General features: G+C 38.6%; 18 protein-coding genes. 16 read left to right on the top strand and 2 right to left on the bottom strand.

Annotated features, from left to right (window positions below; all coding sequences use genetic code 11):
* Window positions 1–102: 102 nt before the first annotated feature.
* The 3 genes from H4K35_RS10630 (at window position 103) to H4K35_RS10620 (ending at window position 6114) form a co-directional block, all read left to right on the top strand.
* Window positions 103–3198, top strand: coding sequence for a TonB-dependent receptor (locus tag H4K35_RS10630; RefSeq protein WP_182627782.1), 3096 nt, complete (start codon window positions 103–105; stop codon window positions 3196–3198).
* A gap of 4 nt (window positions 3199–3202) precedes the next feature.
* Entirely contained in the window at window positions 3203–4720 is a 1518-nt protein-coding gene (locus H4K35_RS10625; protein ID WP_182627780.1) for a RagB/SusD family nutrient uptake outer membrane protein, read from the top strand.
* Between the two features lie 734 nt (window positions 4721–5454).
* Window positions 5455–6114 carry a response regulator transcription factor gene (locus H4K35_RS10620; RefSeq protein WP_182627778.1) on the top strand — a complete coding sequence of 220 codons (660 nt, stop codon included), beginning with the start codon at window positions 5455–5457 and terminating at the stop codon, window positions 6112–6114.
* A gap of 30 nt (window positions 6115–6144) precedes the next feature.
* On the opposite strand, the gene yihA is transcribed toward H4K35_RS10620, so the two are convergent.
* Complete coding sequence (gene yihA, locus H4K35_RS10615; RefSeq protein WP_182627776.1) at window positions 6145–6765, bottom strand: ribosome biogenesis GTP-binding protein YihA/YsxC; 621 nt, start codon at window positions 6763–6765, stop codon at window positions 6145–6147.
* A 4-nt stretch (window positions 6766–6769) separates the two neighbouring features.
* Window positions 6770–7534 carry an alpha/beta fold hydrolase gene (locus H4K35_RS10610; RefSeq protein ID WP_182627774.1) on the bottom strand — a complete coding sequence of 255 codons (765 nt, stop codon included), beginning with the start codon at window positions 7532–7534 and terminating at the stop codon, window positions 6770–6772.
* A gap of 1569 nt (window positions 7535–9103) precedes the next feature.
* Here H4K35_RS10610 and mraZ point away from each other — a divergent pair.
* The 13 genes from mraZ to ftsZ are packed head-to-tail and all read left to right on the top strand — an operon-like array spanning window position 9104 to window position 24815.
* Window positions 9104–9562, top strand: coding sequence for a division/cell wall cluster transcriptional repressor MraZ (gene mraZ / locus H4K35_RS10605; protein ID WP_182627772.1), 459 nt, complete (start codon window positions 9104–9106; stop codon window positions 9560–9562).
* Complete coding sequence (gene rsmH / locus H4K35_RS10600) at window positions 9555–10466, top strand: 16S rRNA (cytosine(1402)-N(4))-methyltransferase RsmH (protein WP_182627770.1); 912 nt, start codon at window positions 9555–9557, stop codon at window positions 10464–10466. Before mraZ ends, rsmH begins: the two co-directional genes overlap by 8 nt.
* Complete coding sequence (locus H4K35_RS10595; protein WP_182627768.1) at window positions 10463–10822, top strand: FtsL-like putative cell division protein; 360 nt, start codon at window positions 10463–10465, stop codon at window positions 10820–10822. The genes rsmH and H4K35_RS10595 overlap by 4 nt, the downstream gene beginning before the upstream one ends.
* Window positions 10813–12825, top strand: coding sequence for a penicillin-binding protein (locus H4K35_RS10590; protein WP_182627767.1), 2013 nt, complete (start codon window positions 10813–10815; stop codon window positions 12823–12825). Before H4K35_RS10595 ends, H4K35_RS10590 begins: the two co-directional genes overlap by 10 nt.
* Window positions 12822–14276: a UDP-N-acetylmuramoyl-L-alanyl-D-glutamate--2,6-diaminopimelate ligase gene (locus H4K35_RS10585; RefSeq protein ID WP_182627765.1), complete on the top strand. Its 1455-nt coding sequence runs from the start codon at window positions 12822–12824 to the stop codon at window positions 14274–14276. Before H4K35_RS10590 ends, H4K35_RS10585 begins: the two co-directional genes overlap by 4 nt.
* A 16-nt stretch (window positions 14277–14292) precedes the next feature.
* Window positions 14293–15504: a phospho-N-acetylmuramoyl-pentapeptide-transferase gene (mraY, locus tag H4K35_RS10580; RefSeq protein WP_182627763.1), complete on the top strand. Its 1212-nt coding sequence runs from the start codon at window positions 14293–14295 to the stop codon at window positions 15502–15504.
* A 4-nt stretch (window positions 15505–15508) separates the two neighbouring features.
* On the top strand, window positions 15509–16840 hold the full coding sequence (murD, locus tag H4K35_RS10575) for a UDP-N-acetylmuramoyl-L-alanine--D-glutamate ligase (protein WP_182627761.1): 1332 nt from the start codon (window positions 15509–15511) through the stop codon (window positions 16838–16840).
* 24 nt (window positions 16841–16864) lie between these two features.
* Window positions 16865–18106 carry an FtsW/RodA/SpoVE family cell cycle protein gene (locus H4K35_RS10570; protein ID WP_182628003.1) on the top strand — a complete coding sequence of 414 codons (1242 nt, stop codon included), beginning with the start codon at window positions 16865–16867 and terminating at the stop codon, window positions 18104–18106.
* Window positions 18107–18112: 6 nt separating this feature from the next.
* Window positions 18113–19207 carry an undecaprenyldiphospho-muramoylpentapeptide beta-N-acetylglucosaminyltransferase gene (gene murG, locus H4K35_RS10565; protein ID WP_182627759.1) on the top strand — a complete coding sequence of 365 codons (1095 nt, stop codon included), beginning with the start codon at window positions 18113–18115 and terminating at the stop codon, window positions 19205–19207.
* A gap of 3 nt (window positions 19208–19210) precedes the next feature.
* Window positions 19211–20560, top strand: a complete 1350-nt coding sequence (gene murC, locus H4K35_RS10560) for a UDP-N-acetylmuramate--L-alanine ligase (RefSeq protein WP_182627757.1) — start codon at window positions 19211–19213, stop codon at window positions 20558–20560.
* Between the two features lie 3 nt (window positions 20561–20563).
* Complete coding sequence (locus H4K35_RS10555; RefSeq protein ID WP_182627755.1) at window positions 20564–21301, top strand: cell division protein FtsQ/DivIB; 738 nt, start codon at window positions 20564–20566, stop codon at window positions 21299–21301.
* Window positions 21302–21308: 7 nt separating this feature from the next.
* Window positions 21309–22754: a cell division protein FtsA gene (gene ftsA, locus H4K35_RS10550; RefSeq protein WP_182627753.1), complete on the top strand. Its 1446-nt coding sequence runs from the start codon at window positions 21309–21311 to the stop codon at window positions 22752–22754.
* A gap of 15 nt (window positions 22755–22769) precedes the next feature.
* Window positions 22770–24815 (top strand): cell division protein FtsZ, encoded by a 2046-nt coding sequence (ftsZ, locus tag H4K35_RS10545; RefSeq protein WP_182627751.1) that lies wholly within the window; start codon window positions 22770–22772, stop codon window positions 24813–24815.
* The last annotated feature ends 393 nt before the right edge of the window (window positions 24816–25208 follow it).

Raw genomic sequence — 25208 nt, 5'->3', positions numbered from 1 at the left:
TTCTAGGGTTTCCCGAGGGGGAATAAACCCATATCTTTTTAATTATAACATTTTTTTTATTAATGTATTGATGGAATTATTCGTCAATCAAAGGGATAATTTATGCAAAAAATTTTACAAATTGTTTTTGTTCTGATTGGAGTATATCAGATGCAAGCACAAGAAATTACGCTAAAAGGTACAGTTTCTGATGTTGGAGGAAGTTTACCAGGAGTAAGTGTAATCGTGGAAGAAACAGGTAAGGGAGTGGCAACAGATTTCGATGGAAATTACGCCATCAGAGTAGAGCCAAACCAAACCGTTGCCTTCTCGTTTATAGGGTATGTAACGAAAAAAGTAAAAGTTTCCAATCAAACGGAACTCAATATTTATTTAGAGGCGGCGGCCGAAAACTTGGAAGAAGTTGTTATTCATATACCGTATGGTACAGCGAATAAGAAAACGTATACAGGATCAGTTGGATTAGTTAGCGCTAAAACGATTGGACAGTCTCAAGTGAGCAATGTGTCAAGAGTTTTAGAAGGTTCGGTAGCAGGGGTTCAATCGTTTGCAGCAAGTGGACAACCCGGTTCGGAAGCGGAAATACGCATTCGTGGGATAGGTTCAGTCAATGCAGGTAGTAGACCTTTATATGTAGTAGATGGAGTGCCTTATGAAGGGGGTCTATCTACTATTGCACCGGCAGATATTGAATCTATTTCCGTTTTAAAGGATGCTACATCCGCAACTTTATATGGATCTAGAGCGGCAAATGGTGTGGTGATGATTACCACCAAAAGAGGGGTGAAAAATCAAGATCCTCAAATCGAAATATCGGCCAAGTACGGAACCTCTAGTAGAGCGCGAAGTGATTATAAAACCATGGGAACCAATCAATACATGGAAATGTATTGGGAAGCAATGCGAAATGGACGCATGGACACCGCGGGAGAAGATTGGGCAACTGCTTCTCAATATGCAACCGCAAACTTAATAAATGCTATAGGAATCAATCCCTATGGTTTAGATAACCCTGAACCTGTTGGAACAGACGGGAAGTTACGTACTGGCTTACGTCCGTTGTGGAATGACGATTGGACAGATGCCTTGTCTCAAAATGCCAATTATACGGATTTGAATATTCGTGTATCGGGTGGAGGAGAACGTACAAGGTATTTTGTGTCGGGAGGATTCTTAAACAACCAAGGATATGTAAAAGAATCGGGCTTTAAGCGATTTAATTTCCGATCTAATATTGTGATGGACGCCAAAAGTTGGTTGGAGTTAGGACTGAATGCTTCGGCTTCACATTCCATTCAAGATTATCCTAAACAAGATGATAGTGCAATCTCAAACGTAATCGGATTTGGACGAAATATGCCTTCTTTTTATCCGATTTATGAACGAGACCTAACAACAGGAGCTTATATTATAGATCCTGAAACGGGAAGTCGAGTATTTGATTTCGGTAACTACAGAGCGAGTTCTTATGCACGTCACAATTTAGTAGCTACGCTTCCGCTAGACAAAGCAGAAAACAAAACGGACTTTGCATCTGTTCGCACCTACGCCCAAGTGAAGTTCTTAGATAATTTGAAATTTAAAACTTCATTAAACGTCGATTACAACAGTGTGTATAATCACAATGTAACCAACCCAGAAGTAGGACCATCAAGTTCTACCGGAGGTGGAGTAAGTATGAGAAATACTCGTACCACAAGTATGACCTATAACAACGTATTGAATTACGACCTCGACCTCGATGATAAAAATAGTATAGGTGTTATGGCTGGACAAGAGTTCTACCAATACAAATCCAACTATTTTGGCGGAATGAGAGAACAGTTAATTATGTTGGGCTATGAACAACCAGATGCGGCTTCTCGATTAGCTGATTTCTACGGAAAAGCAGATGAGTATAGCATCTTTAGTTTGTTCGGAAATCTGCAGTATTCATACGATAAGAAATACTATGTATCGGGATCTTTCCGCCGAGATGAATCTTCTCGTTTCGCTCCGGGACATCGTGCTGCCTCATTCTGGTCCTTAGGTGCTTCTTGGCGACTGATAGACGAAGACTTTATGCAAAAGTATAGAGATTCGTGGTTGAATGAATTAATGGTTCGCGCTAGCTATGGAGCTCAAGGGAATGACAATGTGGAATACTATGCATATCAGGCATTATTCGCCATTAATAATAATTTAGGTGATCCAGGTTTGGTTGCTTCTCGTTTAGGATCGTCCTCTGTAAGCTGGGAGACCAATATGAATCTAAACGTAGGTTTCGATTTCGGCATGTTCAATAACCGATTAACTGGTACACTAGAGTATTTCGAACGCGCATCTAAAGACTTGCTGTTTAATAAAGAATTATCACCTTCCCTTGGCTACAACTCTGTCCTGCAAAATATTGGGAAAATGAAAAACTATGGATGGGAATTGTCGTTAGAAGGAACTCCGATTCTGACAGATGATTGGAAATGGAGCGTTGGAATGAATATCACTACCTATAAAAATAAAATTCAAGCACTTCCAACAGCGGAGATGTTTAGCGGTACAAAAAAATGGGTAGAAGGAGGTTCGCTATATGATTTTTACTTGATTGAATGGGCAGGTCTTAACCCGGAGACAGGAAGACCTAGATGGTATGGAACAGATGCTAATGGCGAGCGTTTTATCACAGAAAATTACAGCGATTTAAAAGATAAAGACAAAGTGAAAAGTGGAAATTCTCTACCCAAGTTTTCAGGGGGATTCCAAACGGATCTTTCCTATAAAAATTGGCAGTTAATCGCAAACTTTTCCTATGCTGTTGGAGGGAAAATTTACAATAGCGATAAGTTGAGTTTGATGAGGCAAAACGCTGGAGGTACTTCGTGGAGTGTGGATATGTTAGATCGATGGACTCCAGAAAATACAGGTGCTGATGTAGCGCGATTGACAACGTCATCGGCTAATAGCTGGACCAATACCTCCACTCGATTTTTAGTAGATCGCTCGTTCTTAAAGTTGAAAAACTTGTCCGTAGCCTATAATTTTCCAAAAGAGTGGTTGCAGAAAGTAAACATAGGACAAGCTTCTGTTTATTTACAAGCTGAAAATCTACTTACCTGGACCAAACAACAAGGGTTAGACCCGGAACAAACGTATGATGGAACAACCTATTTCCGCTATCCTGCGATGAAAACAATTTCAGTGGGAGTAAACTTAAAATTATAAAAAGATGAAAAATTATAGCCTATATACTAAAACCTTATTCCTGCTATTTTCTTTTGTACTTATTTCTTGTGATTTAGATACTTCTCCTACTGATGCAGTAGAAGAAAAAGAAGTGTTCAAAACCGTTTCAGGAAGCGAAAAAGTACTAAATGGTAGTTGGGGGCAACTAATGGAAACATTTTCAACTTATGCAAACCCTGGTTTCGGATCTTTCTTGCGTACCAGTGATGCTATGGGGAACGACGTTGTATTGCAAACCAATAAGTATGGTTTCGGAAATCATTATCAATTTAGTGCCTTATATGGAAAAGGAGGAACTAATTCCCATAGCTGGAATTTGTCTTATAAGACCATTAATAATATGAACAATATTTTGGCTTATATTGACGATTCTAAGGGGGACGCAGGTGAAAAAAGAAGAATTAAAGGACAAGCCTATGCCTTGAGAGGGTTTATGTATTTGCATTTGGCCTCTTCCTATGCCTTTGCCATAGACAAAGATCCCAATGCATTAGCGGTGCCTATTTACTTAAAACCAACTACGGCTAATACTCAGCCAGGCAAACGCGCAACGGTAACAGAAGTGTATAACCAAGCCCTTGCTGATTTAGAGGAAGCCTTAGTACTAATCCCCGAAGGATATGTTCGCAAACAAAAATTTCAAATCGATCATACCGTCGTTTTAGGGTTGTTGTCAAGAGCTAATTTATATGCTCGAAATTGGCAGAAAGCTAAAGATTATTCTGATCGTCTATTGGTAAAGAACGATTATTTAATGACCGAAAATGAATATAAAACTGGATTCAATGACGTCAATAATCGCGAATGGATTTGGGGACATCCTCAAACGCCAGATCAAAGTGGGGCTTCCTATCAATTTCATTATTTAGATGTAACATCAACCGATAGTTTTTACTATAGTTTTAATGCTGATCCGCATTTTAAAGATCTATTTGATGACGGTGATTATAGAAAATCAATGATCAATTGGGCCCCTGATCCAGGTGCTAAAATAGAAAATGCCTCAGTGGTTTGGATGCGTTATGCAAAATTTAAATTTAAAGCAGGACAACTTGCCGATATCGTGTTGATGCGTACTTCAGAGATCTACTTGATCAATGCAGAAGCAAAAGCCAGACTAAACGATGGTGATGCGATCAATAAATTAAACGAAGTAAAACGAGCGCGTCATGCAGCCTTGGCTTCGAACCTGTCTGGAAATGATTTAGTAGAAGCGATCTTGCTTGAGCGAAGAAAAGAATTATTTGGCGAGGGATTTAGCTTAGTTGATATCGTAAGAAATCAAAAAAGCGTGGTTCGAAAAAAATACGAACTCGACAAGGTAGACTATACCTATGTGGTAAAGGATGAACAAGGCAAGGAGGAAGTAAAGACAAAAGTAATGACCGCTAATGGGCATTATGCGTTAAATCTACCTGATCAATCGCCTTTCGTGGCTAATAGTCCGTATTACCTCTATCAAATACCTGCAGTAGAAGAAAGAGAAAATCCGAACCTATAAAATAGTGAGTGGTTCATTAGTTGTTTATTTTATTCAATCAGTAATGGTGGAAAGAGGGTGTCTCAAAAGGCACCCTCTTTATTTTGTCTTAAAATGTCCCGTGTTGTATGTTGAATAAAATCAACAAGGTCAGTTTAAAAAATCCAAATACATGGATGGCTACAAGGTATTTTGGTTAGTATTAGAAGCAGATTCGCCAAAAAAGCTGTACAGTTATAGTAGGACGAGACAGGATGAGTCCATACTGTGTCCATAGTGAGTCCATAGTGAGTCCATTAAAAACCACATTTCTAATAGACTCACTATGGATGCACAACGCAGGTATCCTAGTAGCAATAGTACGATACCCTCTAGAAAAAAGTTTACAACTAAATATCGCGGCTTTCGTGTATGTAGAAAAACAAGAGCCAATCATAGTGAAGGAGAGCTGATTGAATTGTCGTTTACTGTACGCTATAAATAAACCACTTATTTTTAGGCCGCCTCTTTTCTATTTAATTTAGACTGCCTTTCTTTTGGACGTCTTAATTAGTCCTATAGAGCCGTCGAAATAGCAGGGCAAATAGAAAATAGCAACCTATCACAGGAACAATTTAAGTTTGCCTTTGTTTTCAGTGTGGTGCCAAAGAAAAGAAATGCCCAAATTGAAAAAGAAGAAAAGCGATTGTTTAGGAAAGTATTTTTCCGTTTATTCCTGAGATTATTTCCTTAATTTTGTAAGAGAAAGGTATGTTATGATGCACATTGCTATTTTAGAAGAAAAAGAATTGGTTCGTTTGGGCATCAAAACGATAGCAGAACAGGTGTGTCAAGAAGAAATTGTCTGGCATGATTTGCAAACAGTGCAAGAAATCCACTTGTTTTTGAAAAAGAACAGCACTGGCTATGTCTTTTTTAATCCGACTACTTACCACTTATTACAAGAAGTAGAGGCTATCTATGAATTGAAGACAGACTATGAACGCAGTACTTGGATTATGTGGTTGGAGGAATTGCCAGAGGCTTGGTTAAAAAAAATACTTCAAGTGAAATCGGTGATTGGATTTAATATGGTTCAACAAAGAAGCACGGTTCACGACCTCAAACAGGCGCTAACTGTAGTTTGTAAGAAAGAACACTATATAGCACCTTGTGTACAAGAGGTGCTCAATTCATACAGAACAACAGCCTTTAAGGTCGATCAAGTATTGACGAATGCGGAAAGGGAAATTTTAAAGGAAATTGCCACGGGAAAAATGACCAAGGAAATTGCTGCAGACCGCAACATCAGTATTCACACGGTGATTACCCATCGAAAGAATATCTTTAAGAAACTCGAAGTGAATAGCGTACACGATGCTACGCGTTATGCAATTCGAGCCGGAATTATTACAGTGAATGATTACTATATTTAAAAACAAAAAAAACTGCCTAGGCAGTTTTTTTTATATCGGTAGTGGATTTTTGAAGATGTCTTGGTTTATTTCGTCAATATAGGCCAATACTTCGTCTCGTCCTGTTTTATCTTCTGATGAGGTTACAAAGTAAGGAGGCATCTCTTCCCAAACACTATTCAGTAATTGCTTCTCGTAATCAGCTACTAATTGGTGTACTTTGGTTTTTCCTACCTTATCTGCTTTAGTGAAGATAATGGCAAAGGGTATGCCTGACTCTCCTAAATACTCCATGAATTCCAAATCAATTTTTTGTGCTTCGTGTCGTATGTCAATTAAGACAAAGGCAGAAACCAATTGTCTGCGTTTTTCGAAATATTCTGTAATGAATTTTTGGAAAACACTTTTGGTCTTTTTTGATACCTTAGCGTACCCATATCCAGGTAAATCGACCAAGAACCAATTCGAATTAATCTTGAAGTGATTGATCAATTGTGTTTTTCCTGGTCTAGAGGAAGTCTTAGCTAAGTTTTTCGAATTAGTAAGCATGTTGATAAGGGAAGATTTTCCAACGTTGGATCTCCCGATAAAGGCATACTCTGGTAAAGGCTCATTTGGGCATTTACTAACTTCAGAGTTGCTCATTACAAATGCTGCGGTATTTACTTTCATTGTTTTATATGTTGCGTTCGTTGAACCACTTGATCAATAGTTCATTGAATTCATCTGGGTGCTCCATCATGGCTGCATGCCCGCATTTATCAATCCAATATAGATCTGAGTCCGGTAGTAATTCGTGAAATTCAACAGCAACCTCTGGTGGAGTTACTTTGTCGTTCTTTCCCCAAATTAAACAAGTAGGAACATTTATTTTTGGTAAGTCTTTGGACATATTGTGTCGAATTGCACTTTTTGCAATTGTCAAAGTCTTAATCAACTTCATGCGATCATTTACTGTGGCAAAAACGTCGTCTACAATTTCTTTGGTTGCTACGGCAGGATCGTAAAATACGTCTTCCGCTTTTTTTCGGATGTATTCGTAGTCTCCACGCTTTGGATAACTATCCCCCATAGCACTCTCGTATAGTCCTGAACTTCCAGTCAAAACCATAGCTTTTAAATGTTTCGGATACATTTTAGCAAAGTACAAAGCAATATGTCCCCCTAAGGAATTACCTAATATAATAGCGTCTTCATAACCAATGCGTTCAATAAAGTCTTTGACAAATTTAGCAAAGGCTTTTACATTCGTTTTTAAAATGCTATTGGTGTATAAAGGCAATTCAGGGATAACAACTTTGTAGCCTTTTTGAGGAAAGAAATTTGTAACTCCATCGAAATTACTAAGACCTCCCATTAATCCATGTAAGATGATAATTGGTGTTCCTTCACCAACTTCCACATATCGGAATTTACCGTCTTCTTTTAAAGTTCGCTCCATTAGCTCTTACTTGCGATTTTTAAATTCTTACAAATATACATTTTTAATAGAGACATTTATTGTAATAAAAGGATAAAATCGAGTAAGGTGTGAAATAATTCAGAATATATAAGCTCTCGGCTATTCCTTTGTTTCAATTGCATAGGGCAAGTGTCAAACAACCCATTGATACCGCTGTGTCATGGAGTAGTTCTACCGAGTACAAATACTGTCAGCTGTAAGTGTACTTGGGTAAACGATAAGAAAGAAACTCGAAGCGAAGTGAGTTAATTTTAGAGTTTCTCTAACATAATTTCTCTTTTTCTCTTTCTTAAGCGAGGCGATAAGTGAGGGCGAAAAGAAAAACTGATTCAAATGTTTATGGCGGTTATCGACTATAGCACGGGTGAAAAATATAGCAGCATCAAGTAAGTTTTACCGCGGGAGTACAAAGGGGAGTTAGGATTAAAAGCGAGTAAATGAAGGCTTGTTTTTGTATGAGTAGGCGTTTGGTCGACAGTTGTTAAAAATATGAAAAAGCTGTATAGATAACAGAAGCACGGCATAATTTATGAGTATAAATCGCGCGAAACCAGCAAGTACGAACCATTGGTTCAGCTGATTGATTCTAGATAAAAACGAATCGTGAAAAAGGGGAAAAGCAACGGCTAGTAAAATGGATTAGATTGAAGTTTTTCTCTGAACATTTAGGCTGATTTAGGTTCGCATCCCGCAAAGCAAGTGCTGCATATTTGAATCTTTCAGCGGTTTATTCTTTGCTATCTCGTGGACGAATACGGCTTTTGGGTTGTGGAGCATAGGGTTAGATTTCAGAAAAAATAATATGTTTTGCGATTAGTCGCCAATAAGATAGCCTATTTGGTTTTAAAAAAAAGACATCTCCAAATGAAACACTATTTAACACAAAGGGTGTTCTATTATTTTGTATTCCTTTTTTGTCTCCATGCTTCCGTAGTATAAAAGTAACGATTCCCTCAAAAGTGCCAGTGCGCTCGGGTGAAGTGAAGGAGCGTATTTTTTTTGTTTGCCAAGAGATTGAGCACCATGTTAAATCAGGTATCAAAAATCAAGACAACCAAAATAAGGTGTTTTGTCATCAAGAGCAATGAATTATAGGATTGTTTTTACGTATGCGGATGCTGTATCCTATAGTTTTGTGGTAGGCGGTGTGAAAATCGTTAATAGCAGGCTTTTTTTAGACAAAGGCGGGTGGTGAAATACAATATTCAAAGGTGTTTTTCTAAAGTGAAATTCACTTCTGTTTTGTGCGTTACGTTTATTTTAAAAAAAAGGTAAAATATTGGTTTTTGTGCGTTAAATATGTTTTTTAAGTTAAAAGTGTGGTAATTAATAAAAAGGGGTAGGTAGAGGAAATGAAACATCACTTTTGGTGATAAGTGAGTTCAAATCAATTAGTTTGATCGTAAAATGCGAGGATTTTGGTGGTAGAATCGCTGATTGAGGTCAGTAAATACGGTATATTTAGAAAACTTATCAACAAAGTGGGTAAAAGTGGGTAAAAGTGGTAAAAAAATAATTACATTTGCTAAGTATACATAAAATTAAATTTTGACGTCAATTATCGGTACATATGAATGTAAGGTCGATACCAAAGGTAGGGTATTGGTGCCTGCTTCTTTGAAGAAGCAGTTGCCTGCTATGGCCGATGGTTTCGTGCTGAAGAGATCGGTATTTGAAACGTGTTTAGAATTGTGGCCAATGGCTGAGTGGGAGAAGATGATGGTGAAGATCAATAAATTGAATCCCTTTGATAAAAAAGTAGATACGTTTATCCGTGCTTTTATGGCGGGGGTTAAGTTAGTTGATATTGATGATGCAGGTCGTTTGCTAATAGCAAAGGATCTGTTGCAGTTTGGTAACATTACAAAAGAGATTGTAATGGCATCAAAAGTGAATATCGTAGAGATATGGGATAAAGACCTGTATGAAGCTACTTTAGAACCGGATGATTTTGATTTTGGTGCATTGGCGCAAGAAGTAATGAGTAATATAAGTTTTGATGACTAACGATTTATACGCATATCATAGACCTGTTTTGTTGACAGAAACTGTAGATGGACTTAATATTCGTCCAGACGGTGTTTATGTTGATGTGACTTTTGGAGGAGGAGGGCACTCACGTGAAATTTTGAGCCGCCTGGGGGAAAACGGAAAATTATTTGCCTTTGATCAGGACGATGATGCCGTAAAAAATGCAATTGATGATCCACGATTTGTTCTGATAAATCAAAATTTCAGATACTTAAAACGTTACTTGAGATTTTACGGTGTGCGTGAGGTGGATGGAATACTGGGAGACTTAGGTGTTTCTTCCCATCAATTTGATGTAGCAGAGCGCGGATTTTCCACTCGTTTTGACGGAGAGCTTGACATGCGAATGAATCAAAATGGAGAGTTGTCTGCTTATCACGTGGTAAACGATTACGAAGAAAAAGATTTGAGATATGTGCTTAGCGTATACGGAGAATTGAAAAATGCAGGCTCAATGGCGTTCGCTATTGTAAAAGCAAGACAAGAGGGAGAAATAAAAAACACAGATCAGCTCAAACAAGTTTTATCGCGTTTTTTACCCGCACATAAAAGTGCAAAAATATTAGCACAAGTGTATCAAGCTATTCGAATTGAAGTCAATCAAGAAATTGAAGTCCTAAAAGAATTACTTGAGCAAAGTGTTGAAGTGCTAAAACCAGAGGGACGATTAAGTATAATATCCTATCACTCACTGGAAGACCGCTTAGTGAAGCGCTTTATGAAAAACGGTATGTTTGAAGGAGAGCCAGAGCGCGACATGTTTGGACGATTTGAAGTGCCATTGAAACAATTAGGTAAATTGATTGTGCCAACGGATGAAGAAATAGCAGTAAATAACCGAGCTCGATCAGCGAAGTTGAGAGTTGCAGAGAAAAAATGAAAAAAAATATAGCAAGTCCTGTAGATATAATAAAAGCAAAGATTCTTGTGAACGAGAATTCAGCAAAAACCTGGGGCTTTATTATATATGTGATTGTGTTGGGGATGATTTTGATTGGAAATACACAGCGATATGAATCCAAAGTATTTAAAATCGGGAAACTAACACATGAGGTGAAAATGCTACGTGCTGAGTTTGTGGCAACGCGTTCAGAACTAATGGAACTGAAAATGGAGTCGACAATCACGCGAAAATTAGAAGAAGAAGGAATATACCCTTCGGAAACACCCCCACAAAAGATAAAGGTGTTGAAGGAGGAAGAAAATAAAACAGTGTGGAGTAAGCTATGGCCTTAGGTAACAAAAATATTTATATCAATATTTATGTCGTCACTGCGATAGTATTGCTGTTAGCAGGAGGGGTGGTTTATCGGTTGCTATTAATTCAGGGAGTAGAAGGGAGTGAGCTTCGACAAAAAGCGCGAAGTGAAAACCGAGTGAAAGAAGAAATAATAGAAGCCAATAGAGGAAATGTTTATTCTGCTGATGGAAGCTTATTAGCGACATCAGTACCGGTCTTTGAAATACGTTTTGACGGGGTTGCTCCCAAACAAGAAGTTTTTGAGAAGGAAGTAAAGCCTTTGGCTGATTCCTTAGCTGCGATGTTTACGAAGACTAGTGCTCATTATGAAAATTTGTTGCGCAAGGGAAGGGCATCGAAAAGCAGGTATATTCTAATCGCTCGAAATTTGAGCTATGTAGACTATGTGCGAATCAAAAATTTCCCCCTTTTTAAACGAGGAGGAAATGGCGGTGGATTTATATCTTCTCAGAAAACAGTTCGCCAGCATCCCATCGGAAGGATTGCGAAACGCACCATTGGGTATGAGCGCAAAAATGAAGATGGAACATTCGGAAGAGTGGGAATTGAGGGAGCCTTTACGGATTACCTCAGTGGTTTTGATGGCAAGCGAAAAATGCAAAGTTTGGCGAAGAATCAATGGAAACCCATTAATGATGAAAATGAAATTGAACCTATCGATGGAAAAGATGTTATCTCGACTATTGATGTGTACATTCAAGATATTGCCCATCACGCCTTGTTACAGTCGTTGGACAAATACAGTGCTGACCACGGTTGTGTGATTGTGATGGAAACAAAAACAGGGGCAATTCGCGCGATTTCAAACTTAGGGCGAGATCCACAAACAGGGGCTTATTACGAAACGGTTAACTATGCCGTTGGGGAAAAGCACGAACCAGGATCGACCTTTAAAATTGCATCGCTCTTGGCGCTCTTAGAAAAAAAACAAGTAGATACGGCCCGTGTTTACGATACGAATAACGGGATGGTTCGCTTTTACAACGCAAGAGTTCGCGATTCCAAACACGGAGGGTATGGACAAATTTCGTTGGCAAGGGGAATCGAAGTCTCTTCGAATACTGTGATTACACAAGCGGTTGATGAGGCTTTTAAAAACGATCCCAAAGTGTTTACAGATTATTTGGGCTCATTGTGGATGGATAAGCCACTCGGAGTGAAAATAAAAGGAGAAGCAACACCTTACGTACCTAAACCGGGACAAAAAGGTTGGAGTGGACTAGCGTTGCCCTGGATGGCTTTTGGATATGGATTGTCTGTAACGCCTCTGCAAACGCTTACCTTATATAATGCTGTGGCAAATGATGGAGAAATGGTGAAGCCTTATTTTGTATCTGAGATCAAAGAATTTGATCAAACGATAGAGAAATTTGATAAGGTGGTACTGAATCCGCAGATTGCCTCGCCCGATGTAATCGCCCAAGTACAAGCTATTTTGGCGAATACAGTAAAGAAAGGAACCGGGAGAAAATTGTATTCCCCTAACTTTTCGATGGCGGGAAAAACAGGAACGGCACAGGTTAATTACGGCAAGGGAAAAGGATATGATTCAGATATGTATTACTCCTCTTCATTTGCAGGGTATTTTCCAGCAGAAAATCCAAAGTATTCTTGTATCGTGGTGATTCACAAGCCAGATCGATCCAAGAGTTATTACGGAGCAGATGTAGCAGGACCCGTGTTCAAGCGTATTGCACAAAAGATTTATACCGATGTGCCTACGACAAAAGAGCTAAGAGAATCAAATGATGTACCCGAGCGTATTGCCTCAAGTTATCAGTCTTTTACGCTTCAAAATCAGTTAGGTGATTCGGTAATGCCAGATGTGAGAGGAATGCAAGCGATGGATGCCTTGCCTTTATTGGAAAACTTGGGGTTGAAAGTCCAAGTAAAAGGAGTGGGAAAAGTGAAAACACAGTCCATTATAGCAGGACAGAAAATAAATAAGAATCAAAAAATAGTTTTAGAACTATCGTGAAAAAGATAAAAGACATCTTATACAAAGTAGAGATAGCGTCTATTGTTGGATCAACAGATTCCACAATAGACCATTTGGCTTTTGACTCGCGTCAAGTTAAGCCAAATACTCTGTTTATAGCCATTGTAGGAGAAGTAGCCGACGGACATGCCTATATCCAACAAGCTATAGAAAAAGGTGCAACGGCTGTTGTATGTCAAGAATTGCCAAGTGAATTGGCGTCAGACGTGGTTTATGTTGTGGTGGAGGATAGCAATCGAGCTTTAGCAGTTCTTGCAGCGAATTTCTATGAAAATCCCTCTCATAAACTAAAGCTAGTAGGAGTAACAGGAACCAATGGTAAAACGACTATTGCAACTTTGTTGTATACGATGTTTACCAATTTGGGATATAAGGTAGGGTTGTTGTCAACGGTAAATATCCGCATAGGCGAAACAGTATACGATACTTCGCATACCACTCCGGATTCAATTACGATCAATGCGTATTTGAATCAAATGGCAGAAGAGGGATGTGAGTTCTGTTTCATGGAAGTGAGTTCACATGGGGTGATTCAACACCGTACGTTCGGTCTGCAATTCGCAGGGGGAATATTTACCAATTTGACCCATGACCATTTAGATTACCACAAAACGTTTGCGGCCTACCGCGATGCAAAAAAAATGTTCTTTGATCAATTGAAAAAAGCAAGTTTTGCTTTAACCAATATCGATGATAAAAATGGACCGATTATGGTTCAAAACACCCAAGCCAAAGTATGTGCCTATGCCCTGAAAAATATGGCAGATTACAAAGGACAAATTTTGGAAAGCCAATTCTCGGGTATGTTGATGAAAATCAACCAACAAGAATTGTGGGTACAACTAATTGGCGCATTTAATGCCTACAATTTATTGGCCGTATTAGGTGCAACAGTAGAGCTGGGCATTCCGATGGAAGAGGCTTTAGTACAATTGAGTAAATTGACTAGTGTGGAAGGGCGTTTTCAATACATAGTTTCGTCTAAAAACGTGACGGCAATTGTAGATTACGCACACACGCCTGACGCCTTGGCCAATGTTATTGACACGATTAACAGCATCCGCACCAACAATGAACAGTTGATTACAGTTGTAGGTTGTGGCGGGAACAGAGATAAAACGAAACGCCCAGAAATGGGAAAAATAGCATCTGATTTAAGTAATAAAGTGATTTTTACATCAGATAACCCTCGATTTGAAGAGCCTGCAGCTATATTAAACGATATTGAAGCAGGTGTTGAACCCCAACACAAGATGAAAACGGTGGTGGTAGAAGATCGAAAACAAGCCATTAAACTGGCTTGCCAACAAGCTTCCGCAGGGGATATTATATTGATCGCCGGAAAGGGACATGAAACGTATCAAGAAATAAAAGGAGTACGAAGTCATTTTAGTGACTTAGAAATAGTAAAGGAGTTTTTAGAACTATAGAAAAAGAAAAACAATTATGTTGTATTACGTATTTCAATACTTAGATGGATTATTCAAGATACCTGGAGCAGGGGTGTTTCAGTATATCACGTTTCGTTCGGGCATGGCGATGATCTTCTCTTTGTTGATCTCGATTATTTATGGAAAACGCATTATTATGCGCTTGAGAACTATGCAAATCGGAGAAACGGTTAGAGAACTAGGTTTAGAAGGACAAAAAGAAAAATCGGGAACTCCGACAATGGGGGGAATCATTATCATCATAGCAACCTTAATCCCAGTGTTATTGTTTGCTAAGCTAGATAATATCTATGTTCTATTGCTTATTTTAACAACAATATGGATGGGAATCATCGGATTCTTAGACGACTATATTAAAGTATTTAAAAAAGATAAAGAAGGATTGAAAGGCCGATTCAAAGTAATTGGTCAAGTGGGATTAGGCCTTATCGTGGGGGCTGTTTTGTATTTTAATCCAGCTGTAACAGTTCGCGAAGTGCCAGCCAAGCATATGTTGAGTGAAGTGGCTGTAAGTCAATACGATGTAAAGTCTACTGCTACAACAATACCTTTCTTTAAGAATAACGAATTTGATTACAGCATGTTAATCAGTTGGATGGGAGAAGGAGCGGCAGATTATGCGTGGTTAGTTTTTATTCCCATTGTGATTTTTATCGTAACAGCCGTGTCAAATGGCGCAAATCTTACAGATGGAATCGACGGTTTAGCCGCAGGAACTTCCGCGATATCCACATTTGTGCTGGGTATTTTTGCCTTTATATCGGGTAACGTTGTATTTGCGAATTACTTGGATATAATGTATATCCCCCATTCGGGAGAAATGACGGTCTTTGTCTCCGCATTTATTGGAGCACTGATCGGATTTTTGTGGTATAATACCTATCCTGCACAAGTTTTCATGGGAGATACAGGTAGTTTAACCATAGGGGGAATTATCGCTGTATTGGCTATTGCTGTGCGAAAAGAATTGTTAATACCCGTATTGTGTGCCGTGTTTTTCGCCGAAACACTATCCGTGGTATTGCAAGTAAGTTATTTCAAATACACCAAGAAGAAATTTGGAGAGGGGAGACGTATATTTTTAATGGCGCCTTTACATCACCACTTCCAAAAGAAAGGGTATCACGAGAGTAAAATCGTTACTCGTTTTTGGATTATAGCCATTCTATTGGGTGTTTTTTGTGTGATATCATTAAAACTGAGATAAGAAAATGAGGGTTGTTATTTTAGGAGGAGGAGAAAGTGGAGTTGGTACAGCCTTATTGGCTGTAGAAAAAGGATATGACGCCTTTGTTTCAGATTATGGAGTAATTCAAGAAAAGTATAAAGAAGTTCTTATACATAACGAAATCGATTGGGAAGAAAAACAGCATACCGAAGCGAAGATTTTAAACGCAGACGTAGTGGTGAAAAGCCCTGGAATACCAGATAAGGCGCCCATCGTACAAAAAATTGTAGCAAAGGGAATTAAAGTAATCTCAGAAATTGAGTTTGCTTACCCTTTTAATGAGGCGTTGTCGGTAGGAATTACGGGTAGTAATGGAAAAACGACAACTACGATGTTAACTTACCATGTATTACACCAAGGCGGCCTAGATGTTGGCGTTGGGGGCAATATTGGTCAAAGTTATGCGGAGCAAGTAAAGGTGGATCCTGCAAAATGTTATGTTTTGGAGTTGAGTAGTTTTCAGTTAGACGGAATAGAAACTTACAGACCCCATATTGCAGTAATCACTAATATTAGTCCAGATCATTTAGATCGATACGACTATAAATATGAGAATTATATCGCTTCAAAGTTTCGAATTACGATGAATCAAACAGCAGAAGACTACTTGATTTATGACTATGACGATGTGGAAATTCAGAAATGGCTGAGCGAGCATGAGGTAAAAGCACAAAAGTTGCCTTTTTCTATCAAACATAAGTTAGAACGAGGCGCCTATGTGGAGGACGATAAAATTATAGTGAATATGAGTGATGAAAAATTTATATTACCTATTAAGGACGTGGCACTAGAAGGGATGCACAACGTAAAAAATGTTATGGCAGCAACAACAATAGCGCAGTTAAAGCGAATTAGAAAGAATGTAATACGAGAAAGTCTGTCTGATTTTCAGGGTGTGGAGCATCGTTTGGAAAAAGTATTGAAAATTGAAAATGTTCAATACATCAACGATTCAAAAGCAACCAATGTCAATGCTACATTTTTTGCATTAGAAAGCATGAAAACGCCAACCGTTTGGATCGTTGGTGGAGTGGATAAAGGGAATGATTATGATGAGTTAATGCCCTTGGTGCGCGAAAAAGTAAAAGCGATTGTTTGTTTGGGGATCGACAACCAAAAAATAAAAGCTGCTTACGAAAAGGTGGTAGATGATTTGGTTGAAGTACAATCCATGCATGATGCCGTTATTCAGGCAAAAGCATTAGCCGAAGGGGGGGACACCGTGTTGCTTTCACCCGCTTGTGCGAGTTTTGACTTGTTTACTAGCTATGAAGATAGAGGTAGACAGTTCAAAGAAGAAGTATTGAAATTATAAAATAAAATAAAGTAAAGGTAAATGATGAAAAAACTACTTTCATTGTTGTACGGAGATAAAATTATATGGGCATTAGCAATTTTATTGGCCATGCTCTCTTTTTTACCCGTGTATAGTGCGAGTACGAATCTAGTTTACACCATCGGAACAGGAAAGGCTACAACCGATTATTTGTTTCGACATTTCGTTCATTTATTTATTGGAATTTGCATCATGTGGTATTTTCACAAAAGAGACTATGCACTCTTTCGGAAAATCGCCATCATAGGTATGCCTATTATTGCTTTGCTCCTGTTGTATACTTTGTTAAAAGGAAATACTATTGGAGGAGCCAATGCAAGTAGATGGTTGAAAATCCCCTTGTTAGGACAATTTCAGCCTTCTTCTACCGCAGCGATTATTTTGCTGATGTATGTAGCGCAATACCTTACAGGTATTAAGGATGAGGTAGTTACGTTTAAATCGTCTTTTTGGCAATTATGGGTTCCTGTATTAGTCATTATTGGTTTGATTTTACCGGCAAACTTCTCCACAGCAGCCTTGATTTTTTGTATGGTCTGTGTACTGGTATTTATCGGAAAATATCCCTTTAAATACTTGATGACCATCATCGGAATTGGCGCCTGTTGTATGCTTGTATTTGTCTTAGTAGCCAAAGCTTTTCCCGGAGCATTTCCCCATCGTGTGGATACCTGGATTAGTCGTATTGATCGCTTTACTGGACCAGATGATGGAACGCGAGATTTGTATCAAGTAGAAAATGCTAAAATGGCCATCGCCAATGGCGGATTGTTCGGAGTAGGCCCCGGTAAAAGTGTGTTGAAAAACTTTTTACCTCAATCTTCTTCCGATTTTATCTTCGCTATAATTGTTGAAGAATGGGGATTATTTGGAGGACTATCTATTTTGGGTATATACCTCTTGCTGTTTTATCGCTTTCTCATTGCGGTGCATAAAGCGCCAACACTCTTTGGGAAACTCTTGGTAGCAGGATTGGGTTTTTATCTCATCTTCCAAGCCTTGATCAATATGGGTGTCGCTGTTTCACTTTTACCAACCACAGGTCAGGCCTTGCCCTTGGTTAGTAGTGGAGGAACCGCCATCTGGATGACTTGTTTTGCAATTGCGGTTATTCTCAGCGTGACCAAAAAAGAAGCAGAAATCCAAGCAGAAGAACAAAAAAGACAAGCAGAAGAGCAACTGGAACAAGAGATGTTACACGATTTGCACTTAGAACGATTAGAAAAAAATAGTAAAGAAGAATAAAAGCAAATGGAACGCAAACCGAAGTTTATACTAAGTGGAGGAGGAACAGGAGGACATATCTTTCCTGCATTGGCAATTGCCGATGAATTAAAGGTGAGATTTCCCGAAGCAGATATTCTTTTTGTAGGTGCAGAAGGAAAGATGGAAATGCAACGCATACCTCAAGCAGGTTATCCTATTGAGGGATTGTGGATCTCAGGTATTCAACGCAAATTGACCTTCGATAATTTAATGTTCCCGTTTAAGTTGTTGAGCAGCTTAAACCGTTCGAGAAAAATTATCAAGCGTTTTGCCCCCGATGTAGTAATCGGTACAGGTGGATTTGCAAGTGGAGCTGTGGTGAAAGTCGCAGCAGGAAAAGGAATTCCGACCTTGATACAAGAACAAAATTCCTTTCCAGGAATTACCAATAAACTGTTGGGAAAAGAAGTAGATAAAGTCTGTGTAGCTTATGATGGATTAGAACATTTCTTTCCGGCACACAAAATAATAAAAACGGGAAACCCAGTTCGTCAGGGGTTACTCGATATAGCAACAAAAAGAGACGAGGCCATCAGTTATTTTGGATTGGATCAATCAAAAAATACGCTGTTGGTGATTGGTGGAAGTTTAGGTGCTCGTAGAATCAATCAGCTCATCGAAGAACAATTGCCTTTGTTTAAAGCAATGGGGATTCAATTGATCTGGCAGTGTGGGAAGTTCTACTATGAGGAATATAAACAATACGACTCAGCCGATGTGCGTGTATGCGCATTTTTAGATCGCATGGATCTAGCTTATGCTGCTGCTGATAGTATTATTTCTCGTGCAGGAGCTTCATCAGTATCGGAACTTGCCTTAGTGGGTAAAGCCGTACTGTTTATTCCTTCGCCCAATGTAGCGGAAGATCACCAAACCAAAAATGCAAAAAGCATCGTAGAACAAGATGCCGCACTTTTGATTAAAGAAAGCGAGTTGAATGAAAAGTTTGTTTCGACTTTTACAGACTTGTTTAACGATAAAGAGAAACAAAATAGCTTGGGACAAAATTTTAGAAGATTAGCCTTGCCTCAAGCAACAAAAGATATAGTAGATCAGATCGTAGAATTAATGAAGAAGTAAAAAATGGATATAAATAGCATTAAGAGCGTATATTTTATTGGAATTGGAGGCATTGGGATGAGTGCTTTGGCTCGTTATTTTAAGTTCATTGGAAAAGAAGTCGCTGGATATGATAAAGTATCTACGCAATTGACACAAGAATTAGAAGCCGCTGGCATTGAGATTCACTATGAAGATCAGGTGGACTTAATCCGTGCGAATTATAAAGAGGTAGCCTCAACTTTGGTTGTTGTTACCCCAGCAGTGCCACAAGAACATGCTGAGTGGAGATATTTTAAAGACAATCACTTTGAAATAAAGAAGCGTTCAGAAGTACTCGGCATCATCACCAAAGATACCTACTGCTTTGCCGTAGCAGGTACACATGGTAAAACAACGACAACGAGTATCCTAGGGCATTTGTTGTTTCAAGCGGGATTAGATGTTACCGCTTTTGTTGGCGGAGTAGTTGAAAACTACCAAACCAATCTGATCGGAAGTGGTAAAACCATTACCGTTGTAGAGGCAGATGAATTTGATCGTTCTTTTTTGCGCTTGTTTCCCAACGTTGCTTGTATCACTTCAACAGAAGCGGATCACTTGGATATCTTTGGAACAGCACAGGAAATGGTAGTGGCGTTTGAGGATTTTGCACAGCGATTGCCAGATGCAAATAAACTCTTCGTTACCGAAGCAGTGAATTTAGAGGGCATTCAAGTCGGATTTGGGACTGCTTGTAGCTATCGTGCAACGAATATAAAAGTTGTAGACGGGTGGTATGTGTTTGATCTAGTTACGCCAAGAGAAACCCTAGAGGAGGTTTATTTTGGATTACCAGGAAGACACAACCTATCCAATGCGCTAATGGCTTTTGCTATGGCAAGTGATTATGGCGTGGATACGCAGAAATTAATCGAAGGCTTGAAGAGCTTTCGCGGGGTACGCAGAAGATTCTCTTATAAAATAAGAACAGAGAAATTAATCTATATCGACGATTATGCACATCACCCCACAGAGATTAAAGCGGCTAGCCAAGGCGTACACGAAATGCACGGAGACAAAAAAATTGTTGCCGTATTTCAACCGCACTTGTACAGTCGAACAAGAGATTTTATGGATGAATTTGCCACAGCACTTTCGACATTTGACAATGTGATCTTACTGGATATATATCCCGCACGCGAATTGCCAATCGAAGGAGTTACTTCTGCGAAGTTGCTTGAACAGCTAAGCTCAAAAAACAAACAGTTGGTGGCAAAAGAAGATTTAATCGAACATTTAAAAGCATCAGATGCGGAGATTATCTTAACCATTGGAGCAGGAGATATTGGAGAAATGGTACAAGAGATTAAAGTAGCTTTAGAAGGAAAATAAAAAATGAAAAAATTGTTGAAGAAAATAAAATGGTCTGATCTGCGCATTTTGATAATGCTAGGAGCCGTCATGTTTTTATATTCTTTTAGCAATGACAGAAACACACATCGAAACTTAAAAGGAGTAGAGATTGTTTTTAAGGGAGAAGAAACCCATTTTGTAACCTCTGGCGATGTAAGCGATATTGTAAGGCACCAAAGTGGAACTGTTACAGCACAAGACAGAACTACGATTGACTTGAATACGCTAGAAAAAAGCGTATTGCAGAACAAGTTAATCAAAGCGGCTGAGGTGTACCTAACTATTGACGGAGTTATGAAAGTCGAAGTCAATCAAAAAAAAGCAATTGGCCGAGTAGTAGGAGAGCAGGAATCGTATTATTTGGATGAGAATGGCACTAAAATGCCTTTGTCAACTAACTATGCAGAACGCGTTATTTTAGTCGAAGGTCGCATCAAAAGCGAAACACAAGAGCAATTGAAACAAATGTTAGAATTTATCAATGCAGATGAGTTTTTGAAACAAGAGATTACGGGGATTAGTATTCAACCTGGAGAGGTAATTTACTTGAAAAGTCGAGTAAATAAGTTTCAGATTCTATTTGGAAGTTTTAATGAAATGGAGCGAAAACTCCTAAATTATAAAGCTTTTATACAATATGCAATCGAAGAGAAAATAGAAATAGATAGTTATAAAAAGATCAATCTGAAATTTACCCAACAAGTGGTGTGTTCAAAATAAATTGAGTATGGAAAAAGAAAATATAGCTGTTGGTTTAGACATTGGGACAACGAAGATTGTCGCAATGATTGGTAAAAAAAATGAATATGGAAAGCTCGAGATTTTAGGTTTAGGAAAAGCTAAGAGTTTGGGCGTTAAGCGAGGGGTGGTGAATAATATTACACAAACCATCCAATCGATTCAACATGCTGTGGCAGATGCAGAGACTCAGGCAGGTTACAAGATTAAAAATGTTGTAGTAGGTATTGCAGGTCAACACATTCGAAGCATTCAGCACAGTGATTATATTAGTCGTCCAAATCCCGATGAGGTAATTGGAGATAAAGATATTGAACAGTTGATTAATCAGGTTCAGAAATTAAGTATGTTACCTGGGGAAGAGATTATTCACGTTTTACCACAAGAATTTAAAATAGATGGAGAACCGGGAATCAAAGAACCGGTTGGAATGTACGGTAGCCGATTAGAAGCTACGTTTCACGTCGTAGTAGGTCAGGCAGCTTTGATAAAAAATGCAGGACGTTGTATCAAAGACGCAGGACTGGAACTAGCGGGTATCACATTAGAACCACTTGCTTCAGCAGAGGCAGTATTGAGCCAAGAGGAAAAAGAAGCAGGTGTGGCTTTAATCGATATTGGAGGTGGTACAACTGATTTAGCCATTTTTAAAGATGGAATTATCCGTCATACGGCAGTTGTTCCTTTCGGTGGTAATGTCATCACAGAAGATATTAAAGAGGGATGTTCTATTATTGAACGTCAAGCGGAGATCTTAAAGGTAAAATTTGGTTCAGCTTGGCCTGGCGAAAATAAAGACAATGAGATTGTTTCTATCCCAGGATTAAGAGGAAAAGAACCCAAAGAAATTTCTTTAAAAAATCTTTCTAAAATAATAAATGCAAGGGTAGAGGAGATTGTGCAACTCGTTTTTTCTGAAATTAAGAGTTATGGATATGAAAATCCACAGAAAAAATTAATTGCGGGAATTGTTTTAACAGGAGGAGGATCAGAACTCAAACACATTAAACAATTAGTCGAATATATCACGGGTATAGATACGCGTATAGGGTATCCAAATGAGCATTTAGCTGGGGATTCGAGTTTAGAAGTTTCAAGTCCATTGTATGCAACGGGAGTTGGATTAGTTATGGAAAGTGAAAAGCACCGCAAAAAAGGAGCTGTTTCAGTAGAAGAACTCAAAGCAGTAGAGACGAAAGTCGAAGCAAAACCAGAAGAGAGAAAAGTTGTTTATCCAACGCCACAAACAGAGGCAGCGATAAACACACCAAAAGAGCCAGTTGAAGCGGTAAGCCAATCTCATGTGGATGCGCGCCCTTCACAACCTAAGGAAGAACCAAGAGAAGCGCAACCTAGTACAGCAGACCGCTTCGAAAGTAGTTTCATAGGAAACTTTTTTAGAAAAATTAAAGAATTTATTGAAAAGCAAGAATAATAAAACGATACGTATATGGAGAATACAGATTTCGGAGGAATAAAGTTTGATATGCCTAAAAACCAGTCAAACGTTATTAAGGTAATTGGTGTAGGTGGCGGAGGAAGTAACGCGATCAATCACATGTTTAAGCAAGGAATTAAAGGAGTGGATTTCATCGTTTGTAATACGGATTCACAAGCTTTAGAAAATAGTTCAGTGCCCAATAAAATTCAGTTAGGGGTTAACCTAACCGAAGGACTTGGTGCAGGTGCAAATCCTGAAGTAGGACAACAATCTGCTTTAGAAAGTATAGAAGAAATTGAGAAAATGCTCGATACCAATACCAAAATGGTGTTTATCACCGCAGGTATGGGTGGAGGAACAGGAACAGGTGCAGCTCCTGTGATCGCACAATTATCAAAAGAAAGAGATATATTAACGGTTGGGATTGTAACGATTCCTTTCCAATTTGAAGGAAAAGTTCGTCAAGAACAAGCGTTAAAAGGAGTTGATCGATTGAGAAAACAAGTGGATTCTCTTATCGTGATCAACAACAATAAGTTACGTGAAGTATATGGAAACTTAGGCTTTAAGGCTGGCTTCTCCAAAGCAGATGAGGTATTATCAACTGCTGCCCGTGGTATCGCTGAAGTTATTACGCACCACTATACGCAAAATATTGACTTAAAAGATGCAAAAACAGTATTGTCCGATAGTGGTACCGCTATTATGGGATCAGGAACTGCATCTGGTGACAATAGAGCAAAAGATGCGATCATCGATGCGTTAGATTCTCCATTGCTTAACGATAACAAAATTTCAGGAGCTAAAAATGTATTGTTATTAATCGTTTCAGGTACCAATGAAATCACAATTGATGAAATCGGTGAAATTAACGATCACATCCAAACCGAAGCAGGCCATAATGCTAATATTATTATGGGGGTTGGTGAAGATGAATCATTAGGGGAAGCTATTTCTGTAACAATCATTGCCACGGGATTTAACTACGAGCAACAAAAGAGTATCGTTAATTCATCAGAACCTAAGGTTATTATCCACACCCTAGAAGAAGAACAAAAAGTAGTGCGCGATTTAACGCAAACCGCTGCAACCCCTTCTTTTGGATTTACAACACCAGATCAACCCTTGCGCGTTTCTACTCCAGAGAGTGCGCAGGAAATTGAAACAGAAGAAGTAAATCCTCCGGTGGAAACACGTAAGGTGTTTACTTTAGAGGACGATTACGAAGAGGATGATCAACAGGACGATTTTGGTGGATCTGCTTTTCCTACTCAACCAACAGGAGAGATAGAGGAGCTAGCTTTTGAACGTAAAGCTACTGAAGCGTCTAATCTAGACGTGTTTTTCGAAATCGTAACACCAAAAACGGAAGCGCGCACAAGCGATCAGGTAAATAACGATCCTACTGCGTTTAAACAAAAGGATATCCGCGATATCCAGGTGTTTGACCCAGAGTTTGTCATCGTAACACCTAAAGTACAAGAATCAGCAGCGCCAATTGTACACCATTTTACAGATGAACTAGAAGAGATGGAAATGGCTTCTGCAGAAGCTAGTAGTCATGCTAATGAAGCGATGGCTCAAGCATCAGCGAAAAAAGAAGAAATTATTCGCTTCTCTTTGGAAGACTATATGGACAAAGAAGAAGAACTATCTTTAGCTAAACCTGTAAGCACACACAAAGAAGAAATCGCAGAAGAGTTTAAGTTTTCTGTACGCGCTGAGGATGCTCCCGTAGTAAATAAAGTAGAAGTAGAAGCTTCAGCTGATGATTATGACGAGATGAATCCAACAGAAATGAGTATTGAAGAATTCACGTTGAGAAGTCGTGCCGCAGAACGCAGAAGAAAGATGAAGGATTTTAACTATAAGTTCAACAACTCAACCGCGCATTATTCAGACTTAGAAAAAGAACCTGCTTATAAGCGTTTAGGCGTGGATTTAGATGAAGTAAACGAGGAGAACAACAAATCGAGAATTTCATTCGGAGTGGACGGAAATAACGATCCAAAATTGAGATCAAACAATTCGTTTTTACACGATAATGTAGACTAAATTAGCTATATCATAATAGCGTTTCAATATCAAACAGTAGTAAGCTTCCGTTTACTACTGTTTTTTTTTGCGCATAAGGGAAGCTGTTCATATTTTATCCTGTTTTTTTTAAAATTGTTGTAATTTTTCAATTATTGTTGATTATTTGTTAAATAATTCGTTTAAAGTGTTCGTTATGTGATTTTTGAGGTATGTTTTTTGGGTTGAATATATTTTATTTAACTCAATTGTATATGCGGAAATTATATTTTTTGATGGCAACCCTATGTACATCCCTAAATATGGTTGACCGTTTTTAAACATTAACTTCATTATTAAATATAGTAATAAATGGTTTGGAAAAAGTACTTTTTCCAAACCATTTATTTTCAAACTCAACAGGTGTCATTTTAT

The organism is Myroides sp. NP-2 (assembly GCF_014145665.1).
GTDB lineage: Bacteria > Bacteroidota > Bacteroidia > Flavobacteriales > Flavobacteriaceae > Flavobacterium.
Note: the sequence above shows the minus strand (reverse complement) of the source record. Positions and strands in the feature narration are given on the sequence as shown.

Bases quoted from the DNA above. Each gene is read 5' to 3' on its own strand.
- H4K35_RS10630 (WP_182627782.1), top strand. From the start codon at position 103: ATGCAAAAAATTTTACAAATTGTTTTTGTTCTGATTGGAGTATATCAG.
- H4K35_RS10625 (WP_182627780.1), top strand. From the start codon at position 3,203: ATGAAAAATTATAGCCTATATACTAAAACCTTATTCCTGCTATTTTCT.
- H4K35_RS10620 (WP_182627778.1), top strand. From the start codon at position 5,455: ATGATGCACATTGCTATTTTAGAAGAAAAAGAATTGGTTCGTTTGGGC.
- yihA (WP_182627776.1), bottom strand. From the start codon at position 6,765: ATGAAAGTAAATACCGCAGCATTTGTAATGAGCAACTCTGAAGTTAGT.
- H4K35_RS10610 (WP_182627774.1), bottom strand. From the start codon at position 7,534: ATGGAGCGAACTTTAAAAGAAGACGGTAAATTCCGATATGTGGAAGTT.
- rsmH (WP_182627770.1), top strand. From the start codon at position 9,555: ATGACTAACGATTTATACGCATATCATAGACCTGTTTTGTTGACAGAA.
- H4K35_RS10595 (WP_182627768.1), top strand. From the start codon at position 10,463: ATGAAAAAAAATATAGCAAGTCCTGTAGATATAATAAAAGCAAAGATT.
- H4K35_RS10590 (WP_182627767.1), top strand. From the start codon at position 10,813: ATGGCCTTAGGTAACAAAAATATTTATATCAATATTTATGTCGTCACT.
- mraY (WP_182627763.1), top strand. From the start codon at position 14,293: ATGTTGTATTACGTATTTCAATACTTAGATGGATTATTCAAGATACCT.
- murD (WP_182627761.1), top strand. From the start codon at position 15,509: ATGAGGGTTGTTATTTTAGGAGGAGGAGAAAGTGGAGTTGGTACAGCC.
- H4K35_RS10570 (WP_182628003.1), top strand. From the start codon at position 16,865: ATGAAAAAACTACTTTCATTGTTGTACGGAGATAAAATTATATGGGCA.
- murG (WP_182627759.1), top strand. From the start codon at position 18,113: ATGGAACGCAAACCGAAGTTTATACTAAGTGGAGGAGGAACAGGAGGA.
- murC (WP_182627757.1), top strand. From the start codon at position 19,211: ATGGATATAAATAGCATTAAGAGCGTATATTTTATTGGAATTGGAGGC.
- H4K35_RS10555 (WP_182627755.1), top strand. From the start codon at position 20,564: ATGAAAAAATTGTTGAAGAAAATAAAATGGTCTGATCTGCGCATTTTG.
- ftsA (WP_182627753.1), top strand. From the start codon at position 21,309: ATGGAAAAAGAAAATATAGCTGTTGGTTTAGACATTGGGACAACGAAG.
- ftsZ (WP_182627751.1), top strand. From the start codon at position 22,770: ATGGAGAATACAGATTTCGGAGGAATAAAGTTTGATATGCCTAAAAAC.